This window comes from Paludibacter propionicigenes WB4 (assembly GCF_000183135.1).
In the GTDB taxonomy this organism is placed as follows: domain Bacteria; phylum Bacteroidota; class Bacteroidia; order Bacteroidales; family Paludibacteraceae; genus Paludibacter; species Paludibacter propionicigenes.
Genome location: NC_014734.1, coordinates 2,712,723 through 2,737,498, shown reverse-complemented (window position 1 = coordinate 2,737,498; position 24,776 = coordinate 2,712,723). Strand labels below are relative to the sequence as shown.

Genomic DNA, 24,776 nt, shown 5'->3' with positions numbered 1-24,776 from the left:
AGACGTTGCAAAACGTCTTTTTTGTTTAATAATCCATATAAAAACTGATTTTCTATTAAACAGCAAAAGCAAATCATGGTTTTTGTTGTTCTTGGTATGGTATTAAAAATTCTCTCAGGTATAAAAAGTGTTTCGTGTATGAAAAAAATTGTTGTTTTCTTTTTAGTCTCAGTAATGAGCCTACCCCTTATGGCGTCTGGTGGCATCAAAGGAACCATAGTGGATGCCGGAGACCAGTCTCCACTTGATTTTGTAAACGTAGCTTTATTTAAACAGGGTTCGCAAACACCCGTAGCAGGTGTAGCCACTGATAATAAAGGAGTATTCAGCATCCCTTCGGTTGCCAATGGAAAATATAGTCTGCGTATTAGCTACGTTGGTTATACTACAGTAAATAAGTCATTGGAAATAGTTGGTGCCCCATTAAATCTGGGGACAATCCAACTAAACGAAGACAGCAAATCTTTGAAAGAAGTAGAAGTGGTAGCACAAAGCTCCCAAATGCGGTTCGAAATTGATAAAAAAGTGTTTTCTGTCGATCAAAATATTGCTGCAGCAGGCGGTTCAGCATCGGATGTTTTAAAAAATATCCCATCAGTTTCTGTTGACAACGATGGCAATGTGTCACTGCGAAAAGATGGTAATGTGGAAGTATGGATCAATGGCAAAGCTTCCGGTTTGACTGCCGATAACCGCGCTCAGGTATTGCAGCAGTTGCCTGCAGAGAGTATAGAGTCAGTAGAAATCATGACAAATCCATCAGCCAAATTTAATCCCGAGGGCTCGGCAGGTATCATCAATATCGTGATGAAACAGAATCGTAAAGCAGGATATTACGGAAGTGTTTCAGCAGGGGTAACTTATCCTGATGGCGGAAAATTAGGGGGTAATTTGGGAGCCAGTATCAATTTCAGTAACAGTAAATTTGACAGCTACATAAACCTGGGCTACCGAAATATGTCATTCAATGGTGGCGGAAACACCGACCGAACTAATTTCAACGGAACAGACAGCACATTATTGAACCAGCACTCAACGATGTCCAATTCTTTTTCAGGAATATTTATGCGGGCAGGTGTCGATTATCATTTGGACAAAAAAAACACAATAGGACTATCGGGATTTGGGATGTCCGGAAGCGGAAATTCCGAAAACAATTCCAGTTATCTTCTCACCAATTTACGTTCAAATCCTGCTAGCGTACTTCGTAACTACAGTCGAACAAACACCGGAACCGGAACACGACCAAGCCTCAATCTGAGTTTGGATTACAGACACGAATTTGACAAGAAAGGAACAAATTTGAATGCCAGCATGTCATACTCGTACCACAACCGAACAAGCGACAATATGTATCTTACAAACGATGCATTGGCTAGTACAAACAACTCAAATATATCTCAAAGCACAGACGGAAAAAATAAAGGTATTGAATTTAAAGTGGATTACACCAATAAATTGACAGACGATAGTAAATTAGAAGCCGGCTGGCAAAGCAATATAAACAACACTCTAAGTACAACCGACGGTACAAACAATTTAACAAATGCTGTAATTCCTTCGTATTACGACAATTTTGATTACAAAGAGCAAATACATGCAGGCTATCTGACTTATGGTAATCGGATTAATAAGTTGTCTTATCAGATTGGATTGCGTGCCGAGTATTTACAAAAGAAATCGACAAATACGACGAAATCGATAGTAAGTTCAGCCATTGATACCGTGCAAACAATTCCCGCTAAAACATTATTCCATGTTTTCCCGAGTCTTTATTTGTCCTACAACCTTGCTAACAACGCCGAATTACAGCTTAACTACACCAACAGAGTAAATCGCCCGCGTGGTCAACAGATTAACCCGTACAGAAACCTTTCTGATTCAACCAATATTTCATACGGAAACCCTGATTTAATGCCTCAGTATGCATCTGCTATGGAATTAAATTACATCAAAAGTTGGGATACCCAATCACTGTCCGCGTCGGTTTACTACCGTTCAACTGACAACGTAATTCAGAACGTGCGATTTCTGCACAACGGTATAATGGAAAGCACATTCATGAATATTGCTAAATCGCAAAATACCGGATTGGAACTTATCTCTAAGAACAGACTGTTTAAAATACTCAATCTGACTTCATCTGTGAATGTTTATTATAGCAAACTGGATGCGGCCACGTATATCAATCCATATAACACAGCAATCCAAACTACCATTCCCGGTCAGGATAATTTTTCGTGGAGTGCCAACGTACTGGCTAATTTCATGCTCAGCAAAACCCTTTCAGGTCAAATCTCCGGAGAATACGAATCTCCTCAGCTAATTGCACAAGGGAAACAAAACGAAAGGTACACACTGGATCTGGGGTTACGTAAAACTTTCATGGACAGAAAATTAAGTATCAGCGTAAATGTCAGAGACATATTGAATTCTTCAAGCTTCAAATCAACAACTTCGGGTAGCGGATTTTACCAAACTTCCTCTAACTATTTCCACGGTAGAATGTTCGGCTTAACGGCTAGTTACAATTTTGGAACTATGAAAGCCAAGAAAACCGATCAAATGAAGAAAAAAGAAGGTGCCGGCGATATGCAGGACATGAATATGGATGGTGTTGATTAACAATCAACTAAAAGCAATAAGAATTTTCCCACTCAGTATGCAAATCCACAAATTGAACTTGCATGCTAAGTGGGATTTATTTTAAGATCTTCTTCTGAATTCGGCACAAACCAATGCTGTAGCAACACCTACGTTCAGCGACTCGGAAGTAGCCTGCCCTAGCGGGAAATTAGGGAGAAGCAATCGCTCGGTTACGAGCTTTTCAATTTCGTCCGAAATTCCGTTTCCTTCATTTCCCATCACAATAATTCCATGCTTAGTCAAGGTCTTATCATAGATATTTTCGCCATCCATAAATGTGCCATAAACAGGAATTTCATGCGCAACAGATAGAAGAAAATCAACCAAACTGACAGTATGCACTTTCACGCGAGCGAGAGCGCCCATGGTTGCTTGCACGGTTTTTGTGTTATAAGCATCAGCCGAATGCGTTGAACAAAAAATATCAGTAATTCCAAACCAGTCGGCTATTCGAATAATAGTTCCAAGGTTGCCAGGATCCTGTACATCGTCCAGTGCCAGACTTAGTTTTTCTTTCAGCGAATCTTTGTCCCAACTGTGATTTGGTTTCGCAAAAACGGCCAGAACACCCTGAGGACTTTTCTGATTGGAAATTTTACTCAGCTCGTTTTCATCAATTTCAATAATCTCGTCAGCTTCGAGCCGGGAGTATTCCTCAAGCCAGGCAGCAGTTGCAGCCAATATTGAGCATTGAAAAGCCTGAGCAAGGTCAAGTACCAGTTTTGTACCTTCGGCCACAAAAAGACCTGTTTCGTCCCGAAACTTCTTTTGAGACAGACTATTGATTAGTTTTATTTTATTTTTTGATATCACTGTTTTATTCTTTGTTTCATTTTCAAAATCCTAAAGTTCATTTTTTAGGTCTGATTTATTGAGGGTTTTAGACAATATAATCAGAAATTTAATGTTACAAAGCTAACAAAGAAAACTTTAAAAAGCTATATTTGCAAAATATTTTTAATTCTTTTTTTCCCTGATTATGAAGATACGGTTTTTCGGTCTCCTTATTTTAATTACATTGCTGTTTTGGTCGTGCAATACGACCAAGTACGTGCCTGCCGGAGAATATTTGCTGAATAAGGTCTCTATAAAATCAGACAATAAAGAAATAAAAAATGATGGTTTAAAGGAATATATCCGCCAAACGCCTAATGCAGCAGTTTTCGGTGCTTTTCGTATGCAATTGGGTGTATACAACCTGGCAGGAAAAGACACTACCAAATGGATAAACAGAACGCTCAAACGAATAGGTGACCCGCCGGTGATATACAATGCTACATCAACCTCACTTTCGGTACAGCAACTACAAAAAGTACTTGAGAACAAAGGATACATCAATGCTAAAATTCAGACAGACGTACGTTTCAAAGGCAAAAAAGCGTACGTAAAGTACATTATTCACAGTAATACGCCATATAAATTAAATCAGTATAAAATAGATCTGAAAAACGAGCTTTTGGCTAATATCGCATCTGACACGGCCAAGTCGCTTATAAAACCCAATATGTTGTTTGATGTTGATGTTTTTAATTCAGAACGCCAACGAATCACAAGCTCGATAAGGGAGCAGGGATATTTCAACTTTAACAAAGAATTTCTGAGCTATTATGCTGACAGCACACTGAATGCTCACAAGGTAAATATGAGTCTGGATATGCAGGAAAATCTGAAACGTTCGTCGGACTCGGTGAATAATGTAATTTTCAAAAAGTTCAATATTCGGAAAGTAATTTTTTATACGAATACCGATGCGAATGTTACTACCGATTTAGAGAACAAAGTAGAGATGGACACAGTCACGTTTCGCGATTTTATACTCATATCTCCCAAAAAACGTATATTAAAGCTGGATGCATTGGTTCAGAACACCTACATAAATCCGAAATCCCTGTACTCCGATGAAGCTGTGGAGAAAACCTACTCTTCGTTAAACACACTGGGTCCAATCAAGTATGTCAACATCAGCTTCAAAGAAGTCGACAAAAACCAGTTGGATTGCTACATTGTCATTGTTCCATCCAAAACCGTAACACTCTCCACTGAGCTCGAAGCAACATATTCGGCCGGGTATTGGGGTGTAGGAGGTAACATAAACACTGTCAACAGAAATGTATTTAAAGGTGCTGAATCATTATCGTTTCTGGTAAGAGGCGCTTTCGAAAAGCAAGAAGTCATTTGGGCCAAAGAATATGGAGTTCAGGTAGGATTGAAATTTCCACGGGCTATACTTCCTTTCGGAAGCTATGACTTTAAGCGGAATATTCATGCCAACACTGAATTTACAAGCGCCCTCAGCTATCAAAGTCGGCCGGGCGAATTTACCACCACCAATGCCAGCGGTGGAATAACTTACTCGTGGAACAGAAAACAATTCCGTCACAGTTTTCAGCTTTTCAATTTAAGCTATGTGCAGATAAATACCGAGCAGGCATTCCGTGACATGTATCTGAATCCGGCCAAACCGTTATTCAACCCGTATAACTACAACGACCATTTTATCATGAACATGGGTTACGCAGGTGCTTTCACAACGTTTAACGCCAACAGACCGATGCAAAATTACAGTACAGCGCGATACACAATAGAAACTGCGGGAAATTTTTTGTACGCCTTGAGCAATATACTGGGTAACGAAAAGGTAGATGGTTCGTATAAATTTTCTAACGTACGTTACTCACAATATGTGAAAACGGAGTTTAACCTGACCCATCATCAGATTTTCGACAAAAACAACCGACTGGTATATCATTTCGATGTGGGCGTTGGAATTCCGTATGGAAATGCCAATGTAATTCCGTACGAAAAAAGATTTTTCAGTGGTGGAGCGAACAGTGTTAGAGGTTGGGGCGAAAGCATGCTTGGTCCGGGTATATACAACCGAATAACCGGTTCTTCCAGAGATTTCAACCAGGTGGGAGATATAAAACTGGATATGAACATGGAATACCGTGCTAAGATTATAAAAATGCTGGAAGGTGCGGTGTTTTTAGATGCCGGAAATGTATGGACCATAAAAGACTATGCCACTCAACAAGGAGGAACATTCAAATTTGACACCTTCGCGTCTCAAATAGCACTTGCCTATGGAGTGGGGATCAGATTCGATTTTTCATTCTTCATACTACGCTTTGATTTAGGAGCAAAGCTATACGATCCTGTGTTGAGCAGGCGTGAGCAATGGCGCATCAAACCAGGTTGGAGCGATTTGGCATTTCACTTCGGGATTGGTTATCCATTCTGATTTTTGGCTGCTTTCTGCTCTTTTATTCGCTTCTTTTCTAAAAGTAAAGCTTGTTTCTCAGCTTTTCGGTCGCCTAACAAATCGTATGATAACCGGTGGTAAGGAGTTGTGCCGAACTTCCGGATAGCATTCCGGTGTTTGACGGTTGGATAAGCCTTATTTTTATCCCAGTCATAATGAGGATATTCGGCATGCAGTTGCTGCATCATTTCATCCCGATGGGTTTTGGCCAAAACCGATGCAGCTGCAATGGATAAATATTTACTGTCTCCTTTTACAATGGTTTGATAAGGAATATCTGCATACGATTTAAATTTATTACCATCCACAATAATAAATTCCGGTCGGATATTGAGTTTATCTATGGCTCGATGCATAGCCAGAATGGAGGCATTTAATATATTTATCTCGTCTATCTCACCGCTATCAACCAACGCCACTCCCCACGCCAAAGCTTGCTGTTCGATGATAGGTCGTAAAGTATCACGTTCCTGCTCCGAAAGTTGTTTAGAGTCATTTAGCAAAGGGCAATCAAAATCTGCAGGCAGGATAACGGCAGCCGCCACTACAGGTCCGGCCAGACAGCCCCGACCAGCCTCGTCGCAACCACATTCGTATGTTTTCGAAGAATAATTACCTAGCAGACTCATATTATTTTCTGGAAAGCATTAAGGCAGACACTATTTCTTTTCATCAGCCACCTTGTGATGACCCGAACCAAAAGCATCCGTCGATTTTGATTCCTCCCACAGTTTAGGAGCTAAACTCATCAATGGCTTATAACACACGGATTCAGCTTTGGTTTTTGATTTTATCAGCGTGAACCGGGCATCCAATGCATTAAAAACATTGAGTAAGACACTTACAATCAACGCATATTTAAATCCGCCAAACAGTCCACCGAAAATTTTATTCAATCCGCCTAAAGCCAATGAATCGAAAATTTTATCAAGTAATTTTGCAGTCCAGAGAAGTCCGATAGCAATAAGGATAAACAAAATAAGATACGCAAGCGGAAGTGCTGTTTTGGGAGAGAAATGGAGATGATGAATCAGAAAGTCAGATACAAAAGGTGCAAATAACCTGGCACCGAAAATACCTAACACAATGGCAGCCAAGGAGGCAAGTTCTTTCACCAACCCTTTGAACAAACCAAAGATAAAACCTAAAGCAACAGGAACAAAGAGAATAAAGTCTAAGGTATTCATGATTAAAAATTATATAGCACAAAGATAAACAAAAAAAGAAATAAATATTAATTCCCCAAAAAACCGACACGAAAACTTAATGTAAAATTATTGGATTCAAGGCATTAAAATCAACAACTCATAGAATAAGAATTTTATATTATTATACATCTGTATATGTGTGATTTATATTGAATGTATTGACCTTCATCAGCAGAATTCGGATCAACTTCTGACGGAGGAAATATTTCTGGCACAGAAATTGGATAAGACATTTCAACAAAAAAGACATTAATGACTTATTTTCGGGGAAAGAATAATCACCTATAAAAATTTAAGATTATGAAAACAAAAGTAGCAAGCCTGTTGGTAGTTCTGGTATTAACCGCAACCCAATCCATGGCACAGAAAAGAATTACTGTCCAAGCTCAAAACGATGATATAAGTAACAACCTTGATTTAAAAGCAGTATCCACGGCGTTTGGAGAGTCCAGAAATTTGGAAGAATTTGAACAAAAATTGAATGACTACGACAGTGGCATTTCAAATCTTGATTTAAACAACGACGGACAGGTTGATTATTTACGTGTAATCGAAAGTAACGAGAAAAATGTTCACGTAGTAGTGATACAGGCCGTACTAGATAAAGATGTTTATCAGGACGTAGCTTCAATCGTAGTGGATAGAGACCGCGACAATGTAACTACAGTACAGGTAATCGGCGATCCTTACATTTATGGCGACAATTATATTATTGAACCGGCCTATGTTTATACTCCCTCTATCTTTTCTTTCTTCTGGGGACCCTCATACTTTAGCTGGCGTTCACCATATTACTGGGGATACTATCCAACATATTACCGCTATCGCAGACCTTTTGAAGTAAATGTATATTTGTCGAACGTGTATATGCACGTTAACCACAACCAACGGTATTATTACACATCGTACAGAAGAAATGACCGTTATGACAATATTTACAGATCTATCAGACGTAATGACTACGCTGTCAGATATCCCGATCGTACATTTAGTAGCCGTAACACGAATGTGAGAAACAAAAGAGAGTTTGAATTCAGTAGAAACGGTGTGGTAAGAAACGATTATCGCGGATTTTCAGACGGATCAAGAAGCGTAAGATCAAACGACAATAATTCAAGCTGGAACAGTCAACGCAGTGCCGGACAAAGAAATTACACTCCGTCAGATAACAACAGCAGAAGTAACACGTATCAATCGCGCAGCAGCAACAACAATAATAACTGGCAAAATTCCGGAGGCAGTCGTAATCAATACAATTCAGGAACGTCAACCTATTCTGCTCCACGAAACGATAACAACACCAACGTGAATATTCAACGCAGTAACAACAATTATCAACCACGTGTAAACTCTGATAATAATGGTAGCAGAAGCAATAATAATGTGGTTCGTGAAAGTAGCAGGAGCAACAGTACCCCGCAGGTAGTATCGCAACCACGGTCGGCAGCTCCTCAAAGACAAGCCGAGAGTAGCTCACGCAGCAGCGAATCCAGATCATCAGGAAGCTCGTCAGGAAGTCGTTCTGCCAGCGAAGGTTCAAGAAGATAAATACAAGGTATGATTTATAGATGTTTGTTTAGTTAACACAAGAATCGCTGAGAAATAACTCAGCGATTTTTTTTATTTTTATCAGCTGCAAATCAATATTTTGTTTTAAATTTGTGCAGTCCCGATTAATCATTAATAAATTGTTCACCATGCCAGTACCAACCACCCGAGACAAAAATCCTGCAAGTATTCTCATCGAAGCAGACAAGTGTTCAGGCTGTGGACTTTGCGTAAATGTATGCAAAGACTTTGGTTTAGAGATTGTAAATAATAAGGTACATCAATCAGACAAAGCTCTGTTCGGATGCATTGCCTGCGGTCATTGTATGATGGTTTGTCCCACTGATGTGATTGCTATTGAGGGGCGCACCTTGTCGCCTGTTCTGATGTTTGAATTACCGGAGAAGAGTCAGGCCGCTGATTATGAAAGTTTGCTGGCTATGTTTAAGCGTCGGCGCAGCATTCGTGAGTTTAAAAACAAGGCTGTAGAAAAAGAGAAAATAGAGAAAATTCTGGAAGCAGCACAAACTGCTCCTATGGGTATTCCTCCTTCGGATGTGCACGTTTTGGTTCTGGAAAATAAAAAACAAGTTCGGTTATTTGCTGAAGATTTTTCGAACTATTTGAAAGGACTTCGCTGGATGTCTTCGCGTTGGTTTCTGGCTTTAATTCGCCCTTTTCTGAAAAAAGAAAACAACGAAATGATGCATGATTTTGTTAAGCCTTTGTTCGATGTTTATGTGGATGATATGGATAAAGGCAATAACTGGATAAATTATGATGCTCCGTTGGCAATGTATTTCTATGGTTCACCTTATGCCGATCCGGCCGATCCGATTATTGCAGCTACTTATGCTATGCTCGCCGGAGAGTCACTCGGACTTGGCACCTGCATGCTCGGAGCTGTTCATCCGTTTATTCAAAATGGCAAAAAAGCTTCTGCTTTTCGCGAAAGATGGGGAATCAAGTATCCTTCACGCGAAGGATTAGTGGTTATTTTCGGCTACCCTGCTGTGCACTATCAGAAAGGTGTGAAAAGAACCTTTGCCCATATACACCGTGTTAGTTGAAAATTGATAGTTGACAGTTGATAGCTAATTAAAATATCAGCAAACCTTCATTGTTTACTGATAACTGTTCACTGAATAAAGGTATTCTTGTTCGGTTTGTCCGGGAGTTGGTACAAGTTCGGCTTTATGCAGGCATTTAAGAGCTTCTAAATCCATGATGCTCGAATAACCCGACCGGCAAATAATCTTTTTTGCACCCAGTAATACCGCCGCCATTTCAGCATCCGGAAGATGAGCCACCAGGCTTATATTTCCAAGCTTTCGTTCATTCTTTACGGTCTGCGGTTGACCGCAAACAATAAGCACTTTCTCTGTTCGGCTTTTATATTGTTCAATTAAAGCAGTCTCAAAAATTGTTCGTTGTGGTTCTACGCCCGAGATGACAGCTACCACATCAAATTCGCTGTTTGGATTTATATTTTCCATACCAAGAAAACGAGATAGTACCCCGATAAACTTTGCATTGGCAGGCAAGGGATATTGGTGAGCCAAGTCGCCGGATAAGCCACCACCCTCTTCTCTATCGGGAATCCAACATTCGTCGTACCTGTTGATAAATGCTTTGTGAATACGTTGAACCAATGGTTCGAGGATTTTCAGACCCTGCGGCATCTTTACCATCAGCTGATGGGTTATGTAGATGGAATGAACACGTTTATTCCACATCCCAAAACGATTGTCGGAGATAACCTGATCGAAATGTTCAGACTGAAGTAAGTTCCTCAACCAAAAATGTTCCCGGATTGTCCCTGCGATAATGTTCGGGAAATTGAACAGCATGACTCCGACCTGCGATTTGCCGGCAGCATAATAAACAGCATAGGATGGAAACTCGATAAAACGAAGTGAAGGAAACTCTTGTTGCAGAAATGCGAGCGGAAAACCATCTGCCACCACCACCGGCTCATGACCCTCGGACATAAGTTTTCGGATTATCGGTACACAGCGCGTGGCATGACCCAATCCCCAGTTTAGCGGGCAAATAAGAATTTTCATTACATATAAGCTTTCTGTCAAGGATATTCAAATGGAAGTCTTACTTAATATCACGACCGAAGGGAGTAAATATCTATAAATATCGCGAAGCAAATATCATTATTACCCCGCTACCGAAACATCAAACCCTTTTGCTCTCACTTTTTCGGCGATGATGTTTAGTTCGTCTACGCTTACCTTTTGCAGATTTTGTGTGGGTGCTTCACGATCGAGGCTGTACATCATTACCTGCTGCGGACGGATTTGTTCCAGTGCCTGAATCCAGGCTTCCACTTCTTCGTCAGTAGTATTATCAAGCTTTTCTCCCTGTACTTCACCACGCAAAAACATGGTTTGGATAATCAGCCGTCCGTCAAATTTCTTCAGATGTTCGATAAACCAGGCAACGTTGATGTGTTTTCCTACGGGTTGATCCATCAATTTCATAGTACGGTCAATCGCTGAGTCGAACTTCAGGATGTTATTGTCCACTTTGTTGAGGGCAGCGAAAATATGCGGTTTGTGTATGCGGGTGGAGTTTGACAATACACTGACTTTGGCTGTGGGGCAATATTTATTCCGCAAAGCGATGGTGTCATCTATAATTCCTTCAAATTCGGCATGCAGTGTAGGTTCTCCATTTCCGGCAAAGGTGATTACATCCGGAATTTGGCCTTCGGCAACCATTTCGTGCAACTTGGCATCGAGTGTTTCGCGCACCTGATCGCGGGTTGGAATGGGAGAATCGTGCATGGTGGTGTTGAAACCACATTCGCAGTAAATACAGTTGAACGAACAGATTTTAGCATCAATCGGCAGCAGGTTTACACCCAGCGAAAGTCCCAGTCGACGACTGTGGATAGGTCCGAAAATTATTTGGTCAAAAAGAATCATTATGTTAGTCTATGGTCTATAGTCAGAAGTCTACAGACTTGGTTTACAATTAATATAACGAAGTAAATATCGGCGAAGCGAATAACGCGAACGAAGTGAGCTACTATCTATAACTTAATAATTATCCTCTCCCCGAGCGTTTTAGAGAGTTGTTTTTTCACCACTTCCAGCTGGCTCATTTCCTGCATTATTTCATCCACCAGCGCATTGTTTTTTGCATCGTTGGCAGCCTTCATCTGTAGCAGCTTTTGTTTAATCATATCCAGAATCAGCATATTCTTAAACTCAAAAACCACCCGCGGAACCAAGTCAATAAAGCGTTCGGCATCGGTTTCCACCCGTTTTATTTTAGAGTGAACCTTGCTGAGTGTATATTTCTCAGTCACCAAATCGGCAGTGAGCATACTTATCTGTCCATTCTGATGATAAAGGAAAAAACGTTCGGCACTAAAGTTTTCTTGCTTATGATGCATTTTATATTCTTCGAACATCAGGGCATGAACCGGATTTTCAAACACCAGATTATCCCGCTCCAGTTCTTCCAAAATATAATCGCCCACCGTTACGGGATGTTGCTTCTCTTCATCGGAATAAAAGAAAACGGCTTCACCATGCTTTACAAGCACTTGTAAGATATTCCGCTCCTGTTCTTCGAACCTTGATGTTACGACACCCTGTTCGTGAGCAAAAAACTCATCGGGCGGAGGCATGTCCGGTGCAGCGTTCGACCGTCGGGTAGCATTTTTCTCCTGCTCATTGGTTTTGAGTTTGTTTATTTCGTAGTAAAGCATCTGCTCTTCTACGTTCAGCAGCGTGCTGCATTCCTTCACATATTCGCCGCGAATGGCCGTGTTGGGAATTATGGAAATGCTTCGTACAATGTCCAGCACAAGCCCGGCACGTTTTACGGGATCATTACCCGCGTCGGCCAACAACAGGTTCGTTTTGAAACGGATAAAGTCGGATGCATTGCGTTCCACGTATTCGATAAAGTCCGACGCATTGGTTTTACGGGCAAAAGAGTCTGGGTCATCGCCGTCGGGCAAGAGCAGGACTTTGATGTTCAATCCTTCTTCTAACAGTAAATCGATACCCCGGATAGAAGCTTTGATACCCGCTGCATCACCGTCGTAAATCACCGTTACGTTTTCGGTGAAACGGTGAATAAGGCGGATTTGCCCGGGGGTAAGCGACGTTCCCGACGAGGCCACCACGTTTTCGATGCCACTTTGGTGCATGGAGATAACGTCGGTATATCCTTCCACCAAAAAGCAACGATCTTGCTTGACGATGGATTGTTTGGCAAAGTAGATGCCGTAAAGTTCGTTGCTCTTGTGGTAAATTTCCGATTCGGGCGAGTTGACGTACTTCGCCATCTTGTCGTCCTTCTTGAGGATACGTCCCCCGAAAGCCACCACTTTACCGGATAGCGAATGTACGGGAAACATAACACGACCCCGGAAGCGGTCGGCCAGGTAATTATTGTCGCCTTCGAGCGTGAGGCCGGTTTTTACCAGGTATTCTTTGTTGTACCCGGCCCGGATGGCGGCTTGGGTAAATGCATCACGTTGTTCCAGACTGTATCCGAGTTGGAACTTCTGGATAATGTCATCGCGGAAGCCACGTTCGCGGAAATAGCTGAGCCCGATAGCTTTTCCGTCGAGATTATTGTGCAGCGTGTGCGTAAAATGTTTTTGCGCAAATTCGTTGACCAGAAACATGGATTCACGGTCGTTGCGCACAGCCTGTTCTTCGGGGCTGAGCTCACGTTCCTGCACTTCGATATTGTACTTGCGGGCCAGGTATTTCAGGGCTTCGTAGTACGAAATCTGCTCGTGCTCCATGATAAAGTGCACCGAGTTACCGCCTTTGCCACAACCGAAACATTTGAAAATGCCTTTGGCCGGCGACACGATAAACGACGGAGTTTTCTCGCCATGAAACGGACACAGCCCAAGCAAGTTGACCCCGCGTTTCTTCAGGGTAACAAAATCACCAACCACATCTTGTATCTGGGCGGCTTCGGTTATGCGGTCTATGGTGGGTTGATCAATCATTTTTTATTGATAATTTGTAGAGACGCATGGCCATGCGTCTCTACAAAAATTGAAATACAAAACTACGGATTTTATTCAACAAAACGATTAGGGGTAGGATTAAATGTGGTGGATAAAAATATCTCAATTCCCTTGAAAAAAGATTCAGATGAATTCGGTTATATCAATATTCAAACATCTCTAGATATTGACTATCAAAACGTATGCATCAATCTCTAACAATCCTTCTGTGAGATGAACAAGAATTCTATGATAACCATTATATAAAATAAATTGTCCATTTTTATTTATAACATAAACAGGATCATTGATATTAGCTTTTTGAGGACCGTTTATCCCAACTTTTAATTGATAAAACATTAATTCAACGATTTTAAGTGTGCTAAGAACTCCATATTCCCTAAAACAAGCACTATCATTACTATATTTTTCAATTAAACCAAATCGAATATTTCTAATGATATCATCCGCAATGAATTTGAATGATTGAGAAAGTTTTCTTCTCAAATACTCATCAAATAGAATTTCATCATAATTTGGAGTCCTATATTTTGTAGTCTCGATTATGTCTGAGAATTCAGATTTCAAGTTTGTTTCATTCGTCATTCTTCTATTTTTTTATAAATGTAATCAAAGATTGATTAATTCTAAAGCAATTGAAACTTAATTCCTTTTTCAGTAGAACTATTAAGAACCATTTTAATAAAATCGACATAAAAGTACAAAGCAAAAGTATCAGTATTAAAAGTATTCTCAATATTTCCTATCTTATCAAAACTATATGAAATTATTAATTCAAAATCATCATTCTTTTTATGAAAAATATTCAATTCGCCATCGTTAAATTTAGAAGATTCTTTATTAAATGAGATATTTGCTTTAGCAATAAAATCTAAACCAAGAAACTTGAAATCAAACGAATTATTGTTTGTTTCAGAAACCTTAATTTTTTTACTTTCAAATACTGCTCTTGCTTTTTCTATATAAATTTCAGACTTAATTTTATATTTATCAACTATTTCTAGCCAATAATCAATGTTTTCAATTTCTTCATTCAAATTATATCGTCTCATAATAATTCATTTTATTTTTATTATATTTTTTATTTCCCCCGCCACTCTTCACAGCGGGGGTAAATCTTATTTATCTCTCTTTACTTCGTCGTAACGCCAAGCATTTTGAGGAGTGATGCGTCGGGTAAGAGAAGTTTGGCGTATTTTACGTAATCGGAGTACAGTGGATAGAGCTCATCGTACGCCACGTCGCGGGCATGGGTAGCACCTACGGCATCGCCGCTTTCTTTGATAATGCTGTCTTTAAGGGCATTCAGTTCGGTCAGGGCTTGTTGCTGAGCGTTTACAACTTGCTGAGTGATAGCAACAGCGGAAGTTTGTTCCAACATGTCGGGTTTAGCCAGTTGCACATAGAATCGTGTTACCAACTGATTCCAGTTACCGTAAGCTGTCGGATTTTCCACATTCAGTTGCAGGGTTTTGTAAGCGGGGTCATTTCCTTTAAAGAAAATCCGCAACATGCCGCGGTGTGTATTGAAAAGAGTATTAATTTCCTTTCGTTTGTTGTCGAACTTAGTTTGTTCGGCGCTTTGTTCCGCACTTTCTTTCACCTGATTGGCATTGAGCAAAATCAGGTCATTCAGGCTGTTTTTCATGCCGTCGATTTTCTCGGCGGTGTAACCTACAGTCACCATCACAGTAAAGATTTCGGGCAAGGTGGCATTGTCAAAGGTTACTTTCATTTTAGTAATTTTCTCATCGATTGTTTCGTAATGAGATTTCGATACTTTTTTCTCGTCGGTGGTTGCAGTTGTTTTTGTTTCCATCGGATAAATTTGTTTAAAGTTAATAATAGAGAGTATTTAGTTTTAGAAATCTTACTGTTCCGTTCAGAAATGACTGGAATGCTGCTCTAGTGTCACTTCGTCGTGTCCTTACGTTAAATAATCCTGTCCTTCTACTAATTCGTCCTGCCTTTCACTCGTTTCTATGTGCCCTTGCCTCATTTCGTCCTGCCCTTCTTTCATTTCCAAGTGGGTTTGGGGTATTTCGTCCTGCAGCTCTCCTATTTCTGCGGAAGCATACCTTACTTTCGGAAGTATAACTTAATTTCCTCCTTTATTAATGGGCATTTCCACGTAATTTCTACTCAAATTTCTACTTATTTTGACCACTTTAGGCTTCAAATGTAAAAAGATTAAATTAATCTGCAAAATAAAATTATAACTATTGCTAAAAAAGTTTTCAACAAATTACGGAAACCCTTTCTACAAGCATATTTCGTTAAACGATCTTTTTTTGAGTAGATTCCGCAAGCAAGAAAGCCTTGTCAAAAGGATGCATCTCAAAAAAAATATGTATGTTTGCATTATTGAAAAAAAGTAAAGAATATTTAATCGTTTTTTATTCAACAAAAAGAACAGAACAATGAAAAAAACATCTTTTTTGGTGGCAAGCGCCTTACTAATCTGTGGCTTTACTACTTCGCTTAAAGCTCAGGAGGCTATCACAAACATTTTTAAATCGGGATTGGCCGACCTGAATACAGTAGCTAACAGCTACCTGCGACCTGCCGGAAACAGTCTGTCTGCCGGACTGGGCTCTAACTGGTATAACACTGCCGATGTGCACAAAACATGGGGATTCGACCTCACCATAGGCGGTAGCGTGGTGGTGGCTCCGCAGTCCGAAAGAACGTTTGACATCACCGGACTTCAGAACCTGAAACCAACCGTGGCAGGAACCACACAGGCACCTACCTTTGCCGGAAAAGGCAGCGGCGTGGAACTTAATCTTATGCAACCCCACTTCCTGAAAGACGGAACCACCGTAAACCCTCTGTGGAACAACGGAACGGGCAAAATCGTATCGTTTACCACCCCAAAGGGCGTATCGAAATACATACCGGCTCCTACGGTGCAGTTTACCATCGGTCTGCCGATAATCAACGACGTAAGTATCCGCTGGATGCCTACCGTAAAAACATCGGATGCCAAAGTATCTTTCTGGGGTCTGGGAGTTAAACATAATTTCAAGCAATGGATTCCGGGTGTGAAGATGCTTCCGTTTGACGCATCGGTGTTGGTAGCTTATACCAAGTTGAATGCTGACTACTATTTCCCGGCTGAGTCGCAGATTACGCCCGACAAACTGGTGGGCGGAGGTCTGGGCTACGTGGCCGACCCGAATCTGAACAACTACAGCACACAAAGCATGAGAATCAACACCAAAGCTTTTACTACCGGCATAGTATTCTCTAAAACACTGTTGTTCTTCACCCCTTACATTGGAGCAGGGATAGTAAAAACCAATTTCGATGTTGTACTGGCCGGCAATTACCCAACATTGGGTGACCCGGTGTTGAGCGGAGGAAGCTACAAAATGCAAATAAAAAATGTGGCCGATCCGGTGAAAGTAACCGGTAGCGAAACCATGCCGAATGCCACATTCGGTTTCCGCCTGAAATTTGCCGTGATATCATTCCATGCGCAATACGTGGCTCAAAAATATGCCACTGCCTCGGCCGGATTCGGGATTACATTCCGATAAATCAAATTCGGTTTTATTTCCATACAAAAGACACAGATCGTTAATGACCTGTGTCTTTTTTTCATAATGTCTTAACCACCGGGGTTCGCGATTTTTAATCGCGATTCCTCCAAGACCGCGATTAAAAATCGCGAGACCCATCTCAAAACTCAATCAGAAAGCCCTGTCTCTTTGTCTCAAAAATTGCAAACACCCGGCGTCTTTCCTTTATAATCTCCTGAAAAAAACGTATCTTTGCGGCTTGTTGGAGGTCTTTACTGACCCGATAAACATTATCATTTATGCTAAAGCAACAACTACAACAGAAATTACAACAAAAACTATCGCCTGCGCAAATTCAGGTTATCAAAATGCTCGAAGTGCCTACTTTGGAGCTCGAAGAGCGCATCCGTCAGGAGTTGGAGGAAAATCCTGCATTGGAAGAAGGTGCTGAAACGGACAAAGAGTCCGAAGAGATGGATGATTTAAGTATCGACGACGGTGGTAATAACGATGATCTGGAATTGGATGAATACATGGCCGACGACGACATCCCCGACTACAAACTGAAGGCTAACAATACTTCCAAAGACGATAAACACGAAGATATTCCGTTTTCGGCCGGTATGACTTTTCATGAGTTCCTGCTGGATCAGGTTGGCCTGTTACACCTGTCCGAAAAAGACCGCTTGCTTACCGAATATGTGATTGGGAATATCGATGACGAAGGTTACCTCCGACGAACTCCCGAAGCTATGGTAGACGACATCGTGTTTCAGGCAGGCGTGCAAACCAACGACGCCGAAATGAACCGCATCATCGCCCTGGTTCGCCAGCTCGACCCAGCCGGAGTCTGCGCCACATGCCTTCAGGAATGCCTGCTACTCCAGCTCGAAAGAAAAGAACAGACTCCAACCGTGCAGCTTGCCAAGCGACTGATAGACGAATATTTCGAAGAGTTCTCAAAAAAACACTACGACAAAATACAACGCGGGTTGGAAATGGATGACGCCATGCTGAAAAAAGTAATGAGCGAAGTCATTCACCTGAACCCCAAACCCGGAAACGCATGGGGTGGCAATATACTGGAGAAATCCATGTCCACCATTGTTCCTGATTTTATATTGGAAAACAATGAAAACCAGCTCACCGTTTCGCTCAACAACAGCAATGTACCTGAGCTGCGCGTAAACAGCACGTACAATGATATGTTTAAGGACTACTCCGGAAATAAACAAAATCAGAGTAGGGAGATGAAGGATGCGGTTATGTTTGTAAAACAAAAGATAGACTCCGCGCGTTGGTTTATCGACGCTATCAAACAGCGTCAGCAAACATTACTTACCACCATGATGGCGATTGTGGATTTTCAGCGCGAATTTTTTATCGAAGGTGACGATACCTATCTGAAGCCGATGATCCTGAAAGACATTGCCGACCGCACCGGATACGATATTTCGACCATTTCGCGCGTGAGCAACAGTAAATACATCCAAACCGAATTCGGTATTTTTCCGGTGAAATATTTCTTCTCCGAATCTATGACCAACGACTCGGGCGAAGAAGTTTCTACCCGCGAAATAAAACAAATTCTACTGGAATGCGTTCAGAACGAAGACAAACGCAAGCCCTGGAACGACGATGCACTGGCCGAAGTGCTTAAAACCAAAGGCTACATCATTGCCCGACGCACCGTGGCCAAATACCGCGAACAGTTGAACATCCCGGTGGCACGTATGCGGAAAGAAATCTAATTTGATGGTTAATGATTAATTGTAAATGATTAATCTTTAATCCTGAAAAACAAGCAAATTAATTGATCATTGACAATTTACACTTAATAATTGCATGAAGAAGTTTCACAACATAATCTCGCTAATTTTCCAGCCCCTTCTGATGCCTACATATGCCATGTTTATGCTAATGAGCATGGACATTTTCATGCCGTTGCCTTCTATTTGGAGATGGATAGCCGTTATCGGAACATTCTTGTTCACAGGTTTTTTTCCTGCATTACCTATTTGGCTAATGATGAGAAGAGGCGATATCAAAGACTTATTCATATCCAACAGACAGGAACGTACTGTGCCTTATATTTTCTCGTTTGTTGCCTACATTTTCTGGGCGCTTTTCATGTGGCGTACGTTACAATTTCCAATTTTCATTGTGACTATGGCAATCGGTTCTGCTGCCTCAATTTTAGTCATAGCACTTATTAACTTCAAGTGGAAAATAAGCGCGCACCTGGCGGGCATGGGAGGATTCTGCGGAGGCATATTTGGCATCTGTTACCGCACTGGTACCAATCCGTTGTTGCTTTTTGGCATCATTCTGGCCATATCGGCGTTGGTAGCTCTTTCGCGTATCGAACTGAAAGCACATACCCCGGGACAAACGCTGGCTGGTTTTGCTGTCGGCTTTTTTATGGTATTTACACCGGTATTCTTTTTTTAGATATTCGCTTCCCAATATTAATTTGAATAATAACCAATAATTATAAACCAAGTCCCGGGACATTTGACTCTGGACTTTAGACCCAAAAAGAATATGATAACGATAGACCAACTGAAAAATGTGTTGGAGCGCGAGTCTGCGTTGAGGAGGTATCTTTGACGTCGATACGAAATTAATCCAAATAGAAGAAGAAGAGTTACGTACCCAGGTTCCGGGTTTTTGGGACGATGCCAAAGCTGCCGAAGCTCAGATGCGCAAAGTAAAAGAACTGAAAAACTGGGTCACCGGCTACAATGCTGTGAAAACGGCGGCAGATGAACTACAGTTGGCTTTTGATTTTTATAAAGAAGAAGCAGTCAGCGAAGAGGAAGTAGACGAAGCGTATCGTCACGCAATGGAATTGCTCGAAAACATCGAAATGAAAAACATGCTTTCGCACGAGGAAGATAAACTGGGAGCAGTGATCAAAATCGTGGGTGGAGCCGGTGGAACCGAAGCGCAAGACTGGGCATCGATGCTTTTCCGCATGTACCAACGCTGGTGCGAGCGTCAGGGTTATGCCTGCGAAATAACCAACCTTCAGGAGGGTGACGAAGCAGGTATTAAGACTGTGACCATGCAGATAGAAGGCGAAATGGCTTACGGATACCTGAAAAGCGAGAACGGTGTACACCGACTGGTGCGTGTTTCTCCATTCAATGCTCAGGGTAAGCGTATGACGTCTTTCACCTCCGTGTACGTGGTGCCACTGGTTGACGATACAATTGAAATTGAAGTCAACCCGGGCATGCTGTCGTGGGATACTTTCCGATCTTCGGGAGCAGGAGGTCAGAATGTAAATAAGGTAGAAACCGGTGTGCGCTTGCATTATAAGTTTGTCAATCCTGTGACCAATCAGCCCGACGAAATTGTAATTGAAAACACGGAAAGTCGCTCGCAGTTCGGGAACAAAGACAACGCTATCCGCTTGCTTAAATCGCAGTTATACGAACTGGAACTGGAAAAACGCCGTGCAGCAACAGCTGTGGTAGAGGCCGGTAAAAAGAAAATTGAATGGGGATCGCAAATCCGCAGCTACGTCTTTGACGACCGCCGCGTAAAAGATCACCGAACCAATTATCAGACTTCCAACGTAAACGGGGTGATGGATGGTGATATCGACGCTTTTATCAAAGCATACCTAATGGAATTTCCTGATTAAAAATCTATTCAGGAAATCAAACAAACAAAACAATAGCATATTTCTTCTTAAATTAAGGGTGGAAATATGCTATTTTTGTATTTTCGCCGTTCATATATTTCAAATTGAGCTTTAAATATGAAACGATTTCTGCTACTTAGTCTTTATCTACTCGCTTTCGGCACAGCATATTGTACCGACTATAGTAAGATAGATAAGCAATCGGAAACTGTTCCGCCCAATTTCAAAACTCCTAAAGAAATAGCCCGCTACCTTACGCATAAGCTTTCATCTCCTACAGATAAGGTTCGTGCGATTTATTACTGGATCACCCACAACATTAGTTACGATGTGGCTAAATTAAACAAAACCGGATTCTATTCAGATAACAGCGATCTTGTAAACGAAGTACTTGCCAGTCGAAAAGGAGTTTGCTCAAACTACTCGGCTCTTTTTAAAGCATGCTGCGATGCAGTCGGCATCGAGAGTTACATTATTGATGGTTACATCCGGCAAAACGGAAAACTGATTCTCGTGGGACATTCGTGGAATGCAGTGAAAATTGGAGGACAATTTTATAATATTGATGCTACCTGGGGAGCTGGTTATCTGGCAAAAGGCAAATTTGTACAGCATTTCAATGATGCTGAATTCATGATTCAACCTGTAGAATTTATAAAAACCCATATGCCATTCGATCCTGTATGGCAATTCTCCTCAAAACCGGTTTCGTACAAAGAGTTCGACACGAATAACTTTGAAAGCACAGAAAAGAATTCGTTTTTCAATTTCTCCGATTCAATAAAAACAATTTCAACACTAAACCCGTTAGAAAAACTGAAACGGGAGACAGTCAGAATAACACGGAACGGTACAAGAAACAAGTTACTGGATGAAATTTTGGACTATATCTCATCAAATATTGCTGTTGAGGAACTAAAACAAGAAACGATAAAGTTTAATAAAGCTGTTGATATATTCAATGAAGGTGTACGAACGTACAATAAGTACATTTTGGCAGTTAGAAATACAAAAATAAAAGCATCAAATCTTTCTCAATTGACCGACCTGCTGAATCAAGCCAGACAGAAAAACGAAAAGGCATTATACATGGCATTGCAGGTAAAAACAATCAACCTACAATTAAATGAAAAGCTGAATACGTTCAAAAAAAGTATTGAAAAAGAGTTTAGCAATATAGAACGAGAGAACTCGTTCCTCCTAAGTAAAAAGCAATAAAATATGAACTCAATTAAACGAAAACAGTTTTATAACTTGCTTTCCGCTCTGGCAATCTTATTGTTTGCAGCGGGTTGTAATACTATGCAGGTTTCACCATCGCTGACTACTATCGCCGCAAGCAACGTAACCCTAACCAGTGCAACAACAGGAGGGAGTATAAAAAACGATGCCGGAGTGAGTGTTACTTCCGAAGGAGTATGCTGGAGTACCAGCCCATCACCTACAATTAACGATAATAAGATTACCGGACTGACCGTAACAGCTGATTTCAGCAGCAACATTACCGGATTATCACCTAGCACGAAGTACTACGTAAGAGCTTTTATTTCAAACAGTGATGGTGTTATTTATGGCAACGAAGTTACATTTACCACCCTACAAGGCGAATTGCCGGCTCTTACCACCACTACCCCAACATCCATTGGTACAACTACTGCTACGGCGGGTGGTAATATTACATCCGATGCAGGGTCGCCTATTTTAGCTCGCGGAGTATGCTGGAGCACTACTCCCGGACCAACTGTCAACAACAGCAAAACAACTAATGGAACCGGAACCGGAGCATTTACGAGTAGCATCACCGGACTGTCTCCCAATACTGGCTATTACCTGAGAGCCTACGCTACAAGTGCTAATGGCACTGCGTATGGAAATGAAGTGTCATTTATCACACCGCTCACCATCATGCTCAGTCTTACCACCGCAGCCCCTAGCGGAATTGCAACCACAGCGGCCATTGCCGGTGGCACTATAACTTCCGATGGAGGATCACCGATAACAGCCCGCGGTGTTTGCTGGAGTACAACTACAGGTCCAACTATAAGTAATAGTAAAACTTCTGATGGAACCGGAATCGGAACATTTACCAGTACTGTCACCGGTTTACAAGCCAACACCAAATACTACCTGAAAGCGTATGCCACCAATGCCAATGGAACCAGTTACGGTAACGAAGTAACATTTACTACTGCACAAACCGCAGTACTTACCCTTACCACCGCCACCCCTTCGGCCGTAATGCTTAATACTGCCACCTCGGGTGGTAACATTACTTCGGATGGAGGATCGGCTGTAACAGCCCGCGGAGTGTGTTGGAGCACTACTTCCGGACCAACTGTCAGCAACAGCAAAACAAGTAATGGTACTGGAACAGGAAGTTTCACCAGCAGCATCACCGGTTTACTGGCAGGTACAACATATTATGTACGGGCTTACGCTACGAATGCTAACGGAACAAGTTATGGAAACGAAGTATCGTTAACCACTACACAAACCGCCATACCTATACTTTCCACAACCACACCTACGGCCATTACCGTATCAACAGCCACTGCAGGAGGAAATATAACTTCGGATGGTGGATCGCCGGTAACAGCACGCGGAGTCTGCTGGAACACCTCCACTTCGCCAACCATCAACAACAGTAAAACAAGCGATGGTAGTGGTACAGGAAGTTTCACCAGTAGTTTAACCGGACTTCAATCTGGTACAACCTACTATTTACGTGCTTATGCATCAAATGTTAGCGGAACAACTTATGGCAATGAAGTATCATTCACGACCACTACTCCCGCACCAACAAATAGTGCTGGTATATTAGCAATAAGTACCCTTACCAGTTCGGCAGGAGGAAGCTATTCACCCAGAAACATTGTTGCAATCTGGATAGAGAATAGCTCGGGAACTTTTGTAAAATCACTCATGGTTTTCGCAGCTGCCCGTATTCAATACCTAACTAACTGGGTTTCCAATTCGTCTAAAAATGTGGTTAACGCAACAACAGGAGCTACTCAAAGCAACCATGGTACCAGAACCTGCTCATGGGATGGAACCAATGTGGCAGGCACGGTAGTAACCGATGGAACTTATAAAGTATGTATGGAACTGACCGACAAAAACGGCACAGGGAATTTCTCTACATTTACCTTTACAAAAGGACCTACTGCCGTCAGCTTAACCCCGACTAATGTACCTAGCTTTTCGAACATCTCTATTGTTTGGACTCCTAAGTAATTACTCATAGTAATACAAACCTCGTTTCAGAAATATAAACCCATACAATTTTTATTGTATGGGTTTATATTTTTTAGAAACAAAATCGATTTGTAAGCGTTAAATGCTTATGTTTGTAAGCGATTATACACCTAAAAATCTTTTGAACGTTTTTCTATGAAAATAATTCAAAGCAATGATGCTATTTATCTACAGGAAATAACGAAACTTTACACTGAAGTTTTTTCTTCAGGTATTTCCCAACAACACATCTCCAGCCATGAGTTGAGCCTCTACATCAACACTATCCTGAAAAATGGATATGCATTACTTGCACTCGATAATAACCACATAATTGGCGCTTTGCTATGCTGCCCCTTGACACTCGACGAACTGTTTCCGAAACAAACCGTGCAAAACATTTCAATTGAAAAATGCGTTTATGTGGCAGAAATAATGATTAGTTCAGCATATCGTGGACAAGGAATAGGAAAAGAATTCCTAAACCAGTTTGAGCAAAGCACAGACAAATCCCTTTACACCGATGCTGTTATCCGCGTTTGGGATGAGAATATTCCGGCGCTAAGCCTCTATCGGAAAATGGGATTCGAACCCATCGCGTCCATTCAGCAAACAAAACTAAGACCCGACGGTAAAGAAACTTTCGTAATGAATAAAATATATTTACACAAAAAACTGTATTGAA

At 41.3% G+C, this 24,776-nt stretch carries 20 protein-coding genes; 11 read left to right on the top strand and 9 right to left on the bottom strand.

The annotated features are described in order from the left end of the window. Window positions 1-138: 138 nt before the first annotated feature. Entirely contained in the window at window positions 139-2,625 is a 2,487-nt protein-coding gene (locus PALPR_RS11205) for a TonB-dependent receptor (protein WP_041620914.1), read from the top strand. An 81-nt stretch (window positions 2,626-2,706) separates the two neighbouring features. Here the strand turns inward: PALPR_RS11205 and PALPR_RS11200 are convergent, their stop codons facing one another. After that, window positions 2,707-3,459, bottom strand: coding sequence for a TrmH family RNA methyltransferase (locus tag PALPR_RS11200; protein ID WP_013445748.1), 753 nt, complete (start codon window positions 3,457-3,459; stop codon window positions 2,707-2,709). A 166-nt stretch (window positions 3,460-3,625) separates the two neighbouring features. On the opposite strand from PALPR_RS11200, the gene tamL reads away from it, so the two are divergent. Continuing rightward, a complete protein-coding gene (tamL, locus tag PALPR_RS11195; RefSeq protein WP_013445747.1) occupies window positions 3,626-5,887 on the top strand; it encodes a translocation and assembly module lipoprotein TamL in 2,262 nt (753 codons plus the stop codon). Here tamL and PALPR_RS11190 read toward each other — a convergent pair. Then, on the bottom strand, window positions 5,875-6,537 hold the full coding sequence (locus PALPR_RS11190) for a ribonuclease HII (protein WP_013445746.1): 663 nt from the start codon (window positions 6,535-6,537) through the stop codon (window positions 5,875-5,877). The genes tamL and PALPR_RS11190 overlap by 13 nt on opposite strands. Window positions 6,538-6,567: 30 nt before the next feature. Continuing rightward, a complete protein-coding gene (locus PALPR_RS15480) occupies window positions 6,568-7,095 on the bottom strand; it encodes a CvpA family protein (RefSeq protein WP_013445745.1) in 528 nt (175 codons plus the stop codon). A gap of 321 nt (window positions 7,096-7,416) precedes the next feature. Between PALPR_RS15480 and PALPR_RS11180 the strand changes: the two genes are divergently transcribed. Both PALPR_RS11180 and PALPR_RS11175 read left to right on the top strand, forming a co-directional pair. Continuing rightward, window positions 7,417-8,664: a hypothetical protein gene (locus PALPR_RS11180; RefSeq protein ID WP_013445744.1), complete on the top strand. Its 1,248-nt coding sequence runs from the start codon at window positions 7,417-7,419 to the stop codon at window positions 8,662-8,664. A gap of 149 nt (window positions 8,665-8,813) precedes the next feature. Continuing rightward, window positions 8,814-9,734, top strand: a complete 921-nt coding sequence (locus PALPR_RS11175; RefSeq protein WP_013445743.1) for a nitroreductase family protein — start codon at window positions 8,814-8,816, stop codon at window positions 9,732-9,734. 54 nt (window positions 9,735-9,788) lie between these two features. On the opposite strand, the gene PALPR_RS11170 is transcribed toward PALPR_RS11175, so the two are convergent. The 6 genes from PALPR_RS11170 to PALPR_RS11145 form a co-directional block, all read right to left on the bottom strand. Continuing rightward, window positions 9,789-10,730: a glycosyltransferase 28 domain-containing protein gene (locus PALPR_RS11170; RefSeq protein WP_013445742.1), complete on the bottom strand. Its 942-nt coding sequence runs from the start codon at window positions 10,728-10,730 to the stop codon at window positions 9,789-9,791. Window positions 10,731-10,832: 102 nt separating this feature from the next. Then, a complete protein-coding gene (locus tag PALPR_RS11165; RefSeq protein WP_013445741.1) occupies window positions 10,833-11,603 on the bottom strand; it encodes a radical SAM protein in 771 nt (256 codons plus the stop codon). A gap of 107 nt (window positions 11,604-11,710) precedes the next feature. After that, window positions 11,711-13,660 (bottom strand): DNA primase, encoded by a 1,950-nt coding sequence (dnaG, locus tag PALPR_RS11160; protein ID WP_013445740.1) that lies wholly within the window; start codon window positions 13,658-13,660, stop codon window positions 11,711-11,713. Between the two features lie 180 nt (window positions 13,661-13,840). Next, entirely contained in the window at window positions 13,841-14,266 is a 426-nt protein-coding gene (locus tag PALPR_RS11155; RefSeq protein ID WP_013445739.1) for a hypothetical protein, read from the bottom strand. 41 nt (window positions 14,267-14,307) lie between these two features. After that, a complete protein-coding gene (locus tag PALPR_RS11150) occupies window positions 14,308-14,733 on the bottom strand; it encodes a hypothetical protein (RefSeq protein WP_013445738.1) in 426 nt (141 codons plus the stop codon). An 80-nt stretch (window positions 14,734-14,813) separates the two neighbouring features. Next, window positions 14,814-15,500 (bottom strand): PQLLE family protein, encoded by a 687-nt coding sequence (locus PALPR_RS11145; RefSeq protein ID WP_013445737.1) that lies wholly within the window; start codon window positions 15,498-15,500, stop codon window positions 14,814-14,816. A 601-nt stretch (window positions 15,501-16,101) separates the two neighbouring features. Here PALPR_RS11145 and PALPR_RS11140 point away from each other — a divergent pair. The 7 genes from PALPR_RS11140 to PALPR_RS11110 all read left to right on the top strand — a co-directional run bounded on the left by PALPR_RS11140 (window position 16,102) and on the right by PALPR_RS11110 (window position 24,775). Beyond that, complete coding sequence (locus PALPR_RS11140) at window positions 16,102-17,223, top strand: DUF6588 family protein (RefSeq protein ID WP_013445736.1); 1,122 nt, start codon at window positions 16,102-16,104, stop codon at window positions 17,221-17,223. 281 nt (window positions 17,224-17,504) lie between these two features. Then, complete coding sequence (gene rpoN / locus PALPR_RS11135) at window positions 17,505-18,956, top strand: RNA polymerase factor sigma-54 (protein ID WP_013445735.1); 1,452 nt, start codon at window positions 17,505-17,507, stop codon at window positions 18,954-18,956. Window positions 18,957-19,050: 94 nt separating this feature from the next. Beyond that, window positions 19,051-19,656 carry a phosphatase PAP2 family protein gene (locus PALPR_RS11130; RefSeq protein WP_013445734.1) on the top strand — a complete coding sequence of 202 codons (606 nt, stop codon included), beginning with the start codon at window positions 19,051-19,053 and terminating at the stop codon, window positions 19,654-19,656. Between the two features lie 93 nt (window positions 19,657-19,749). After that, window positions 19,750-20,857 (top strand): peptide chain release factor 2 gene (gene prfB, locus PALPR_RS11125; protein ID WP_013445733.1). Its coding sequence is split into 2 segments (ribosomal slippage): window positions 19,750-19,812 and window positions 19,814-20,857, totalling 1,107 coding nucleotides; the frame shifts between segments, so codons are not numbered across the junction. Between the two features lie 117 nt (window positions 20,858-20,974). Further along, window positions 20,975-22,075, top strand: a complete 1,101-nt coding sequence (locus tag PALPR_RS11120) for a transglutaminase domain-containing protein (protein ID WP_013445732.1) — start codon at window positions 20,975-20,977, stop codon at window positions 22,073-22,075. 3 nt (window positions 22,076-22,078) lie between these two features. Further along, on the top strand, window positions 22,079-24,091 hold the full coding sequence (locus PALPR_RS11115) for a beta strand repeat-containing protein (protein WP_013445731.1): 2,013 nt from the start codon (window positions 22,079-22,081) through the stop codon (window positions 24,089-24,091). 156 nt (window positions 24,092-24,247) lie between these two features. Then, window positions 24,248-24,775, top strand: coding sequence for a GNAT family N-acetyltransferase (locus tag PALPR_RS11110; RefSeq protein WP_013445730.1), 528 nt, complete (start codon window positions 24,248-24,250; stop codon window positions 24,773-24,775). Window position 24,776: the final 1 nt, after the last annotated feature.

What these genes read in the sequence shown, in the direction of transcription:
- PALPR_RS11120 (WP_013445732.1), top strand. Translation starts at nt 20,975, where the DNA reads ATGAAACGATTTCTGCTACTTAGTCTTTATCTACTCGCTTTCGGCACA.
- PALPR_RS15480 (WP_013445745.1), bottom strand. Translation starts at nt 7,095, where the DNA reads ATGAATACCTTAGACTTTATTCTCTTTGTTCCTGTTGCTTTAGGTTTT.
- PALPR_RS11115 (WP_013445731.1), top strand. Translation starts at nt 22,079, where the DNA reads ATGAACTCAATTAAACGAAAACAGTTTTATAACTTGCTTTCCGCTCTG.
- rpoN (WP_013445735.1), top strand. Translation starts at nt 17,505, where the DNA reads ATGCTAAAGCAACAACTACAACAGAAATTACAACAAAAACTATCGCCT.
- tamL (WP_013445747.1), top strand. Translation starts at nt 3,626, where the DNA reads ATGAAGATACGGTTTTTCGGTCTCCTTATTTTAATTACATTGCTGTTT.
- PALPR_RS11165 (WP_013445741.1), bottom strand. Translation starts at nt 11,603, where the DNA reads ATGATTCTTTTTGACCAAATAATTTTCGGACCTATCCACAGTCGTCGA.
- PALPR_RS11190 (WP_013445746.1), bottom strand. Translation starts at nt 6,537, where the DNA reads ATGAGTCTGCTAGGTAATTATTCTTCGAAAACATACGAATGTGGTTGC.
- PALPR_RS11110 (WP_013445730.1), top strand. Translation starts at nt 24,248, where the DNA reads ATGAAAATAATTCAAAGCAATGATGCTATTTATCTACAGGAAATAACG.
- PALPR_RS11130 (WP_013445734.1), top strand. Translation starts at nt 19,051, where the DNA reads ATGAAGAAGTTTCACAACATAATCTCGCTAATTTTCCAGCCCCTTCTG.
- PALPR_RS11155 (WP_013445739.1), bottom strand. Translation starts at nt 14,266, where the DNA reads ATGACGAATGAAACAAACTTGAAATCTGAATTCTCAGACATAATCGAG.
- dnaG (WP_013445740.1), bottom strand. Translation starts at nt 13,660, where the DNA reads ATGATTGATCAACCCACCATAGACCGCATAACCGAAGCCGCCCAGATA.
- PALPR_RS11140 (WP_013445736.1), top strand. Translation starts at nt 16,102, where the DNA reads ATGAAAAAAACATCTTTTTTGGTGGCAAGCGCCTTACTAATCTGTGGC.
- PALPR_RS11145 (WP_013445737.1), bottom strand. Translation starts at nt 15,500, where the DNA reads ATGGAAACAAAAACAACTGCAACCACCGACGAGAAAAAAGTATCGAAA.
- PALPR_RS11170 (WP_013445742.1), bottom strand. Translation starts at nt 10,730, where the DNA reads ATGAAAATTCTTATTTGCCCGCTAAACTGGGGATTGGGTCATGCCACG.
- PALPR_RS11150 (WP_013445738.1), bottom strand. Translation starts at nt 14,733, where the DNA reads ATGAGACGATATAATTTGAATGAAGAAATTGAAAACATTGATTATTGG.
- PALPR_RS11180 (WP_013445744.1), top strand. Translation starts at nt 7,417, where the DNA reads ATGAAAACAAAAGTAGCAAGCCTGTTGGTAGTTCTGGTATTAACCGCA.
- PALPR_RS11205 (WP_041620914.1), top strand. Translation starts at nt 139, where the DNA reads ATGAAAAAAATTGTTGTTTTCTTTTTAGTCTCAGTAATGAGCCTACCC.
- PALPR_RS11175 (WP_013445743.1), top strand. Translation starts at nt 8,814, where the DNA reads ATGCCAGTACCAACCACCCGAGACAAAAATCCTGCAAGTATTCTCATC.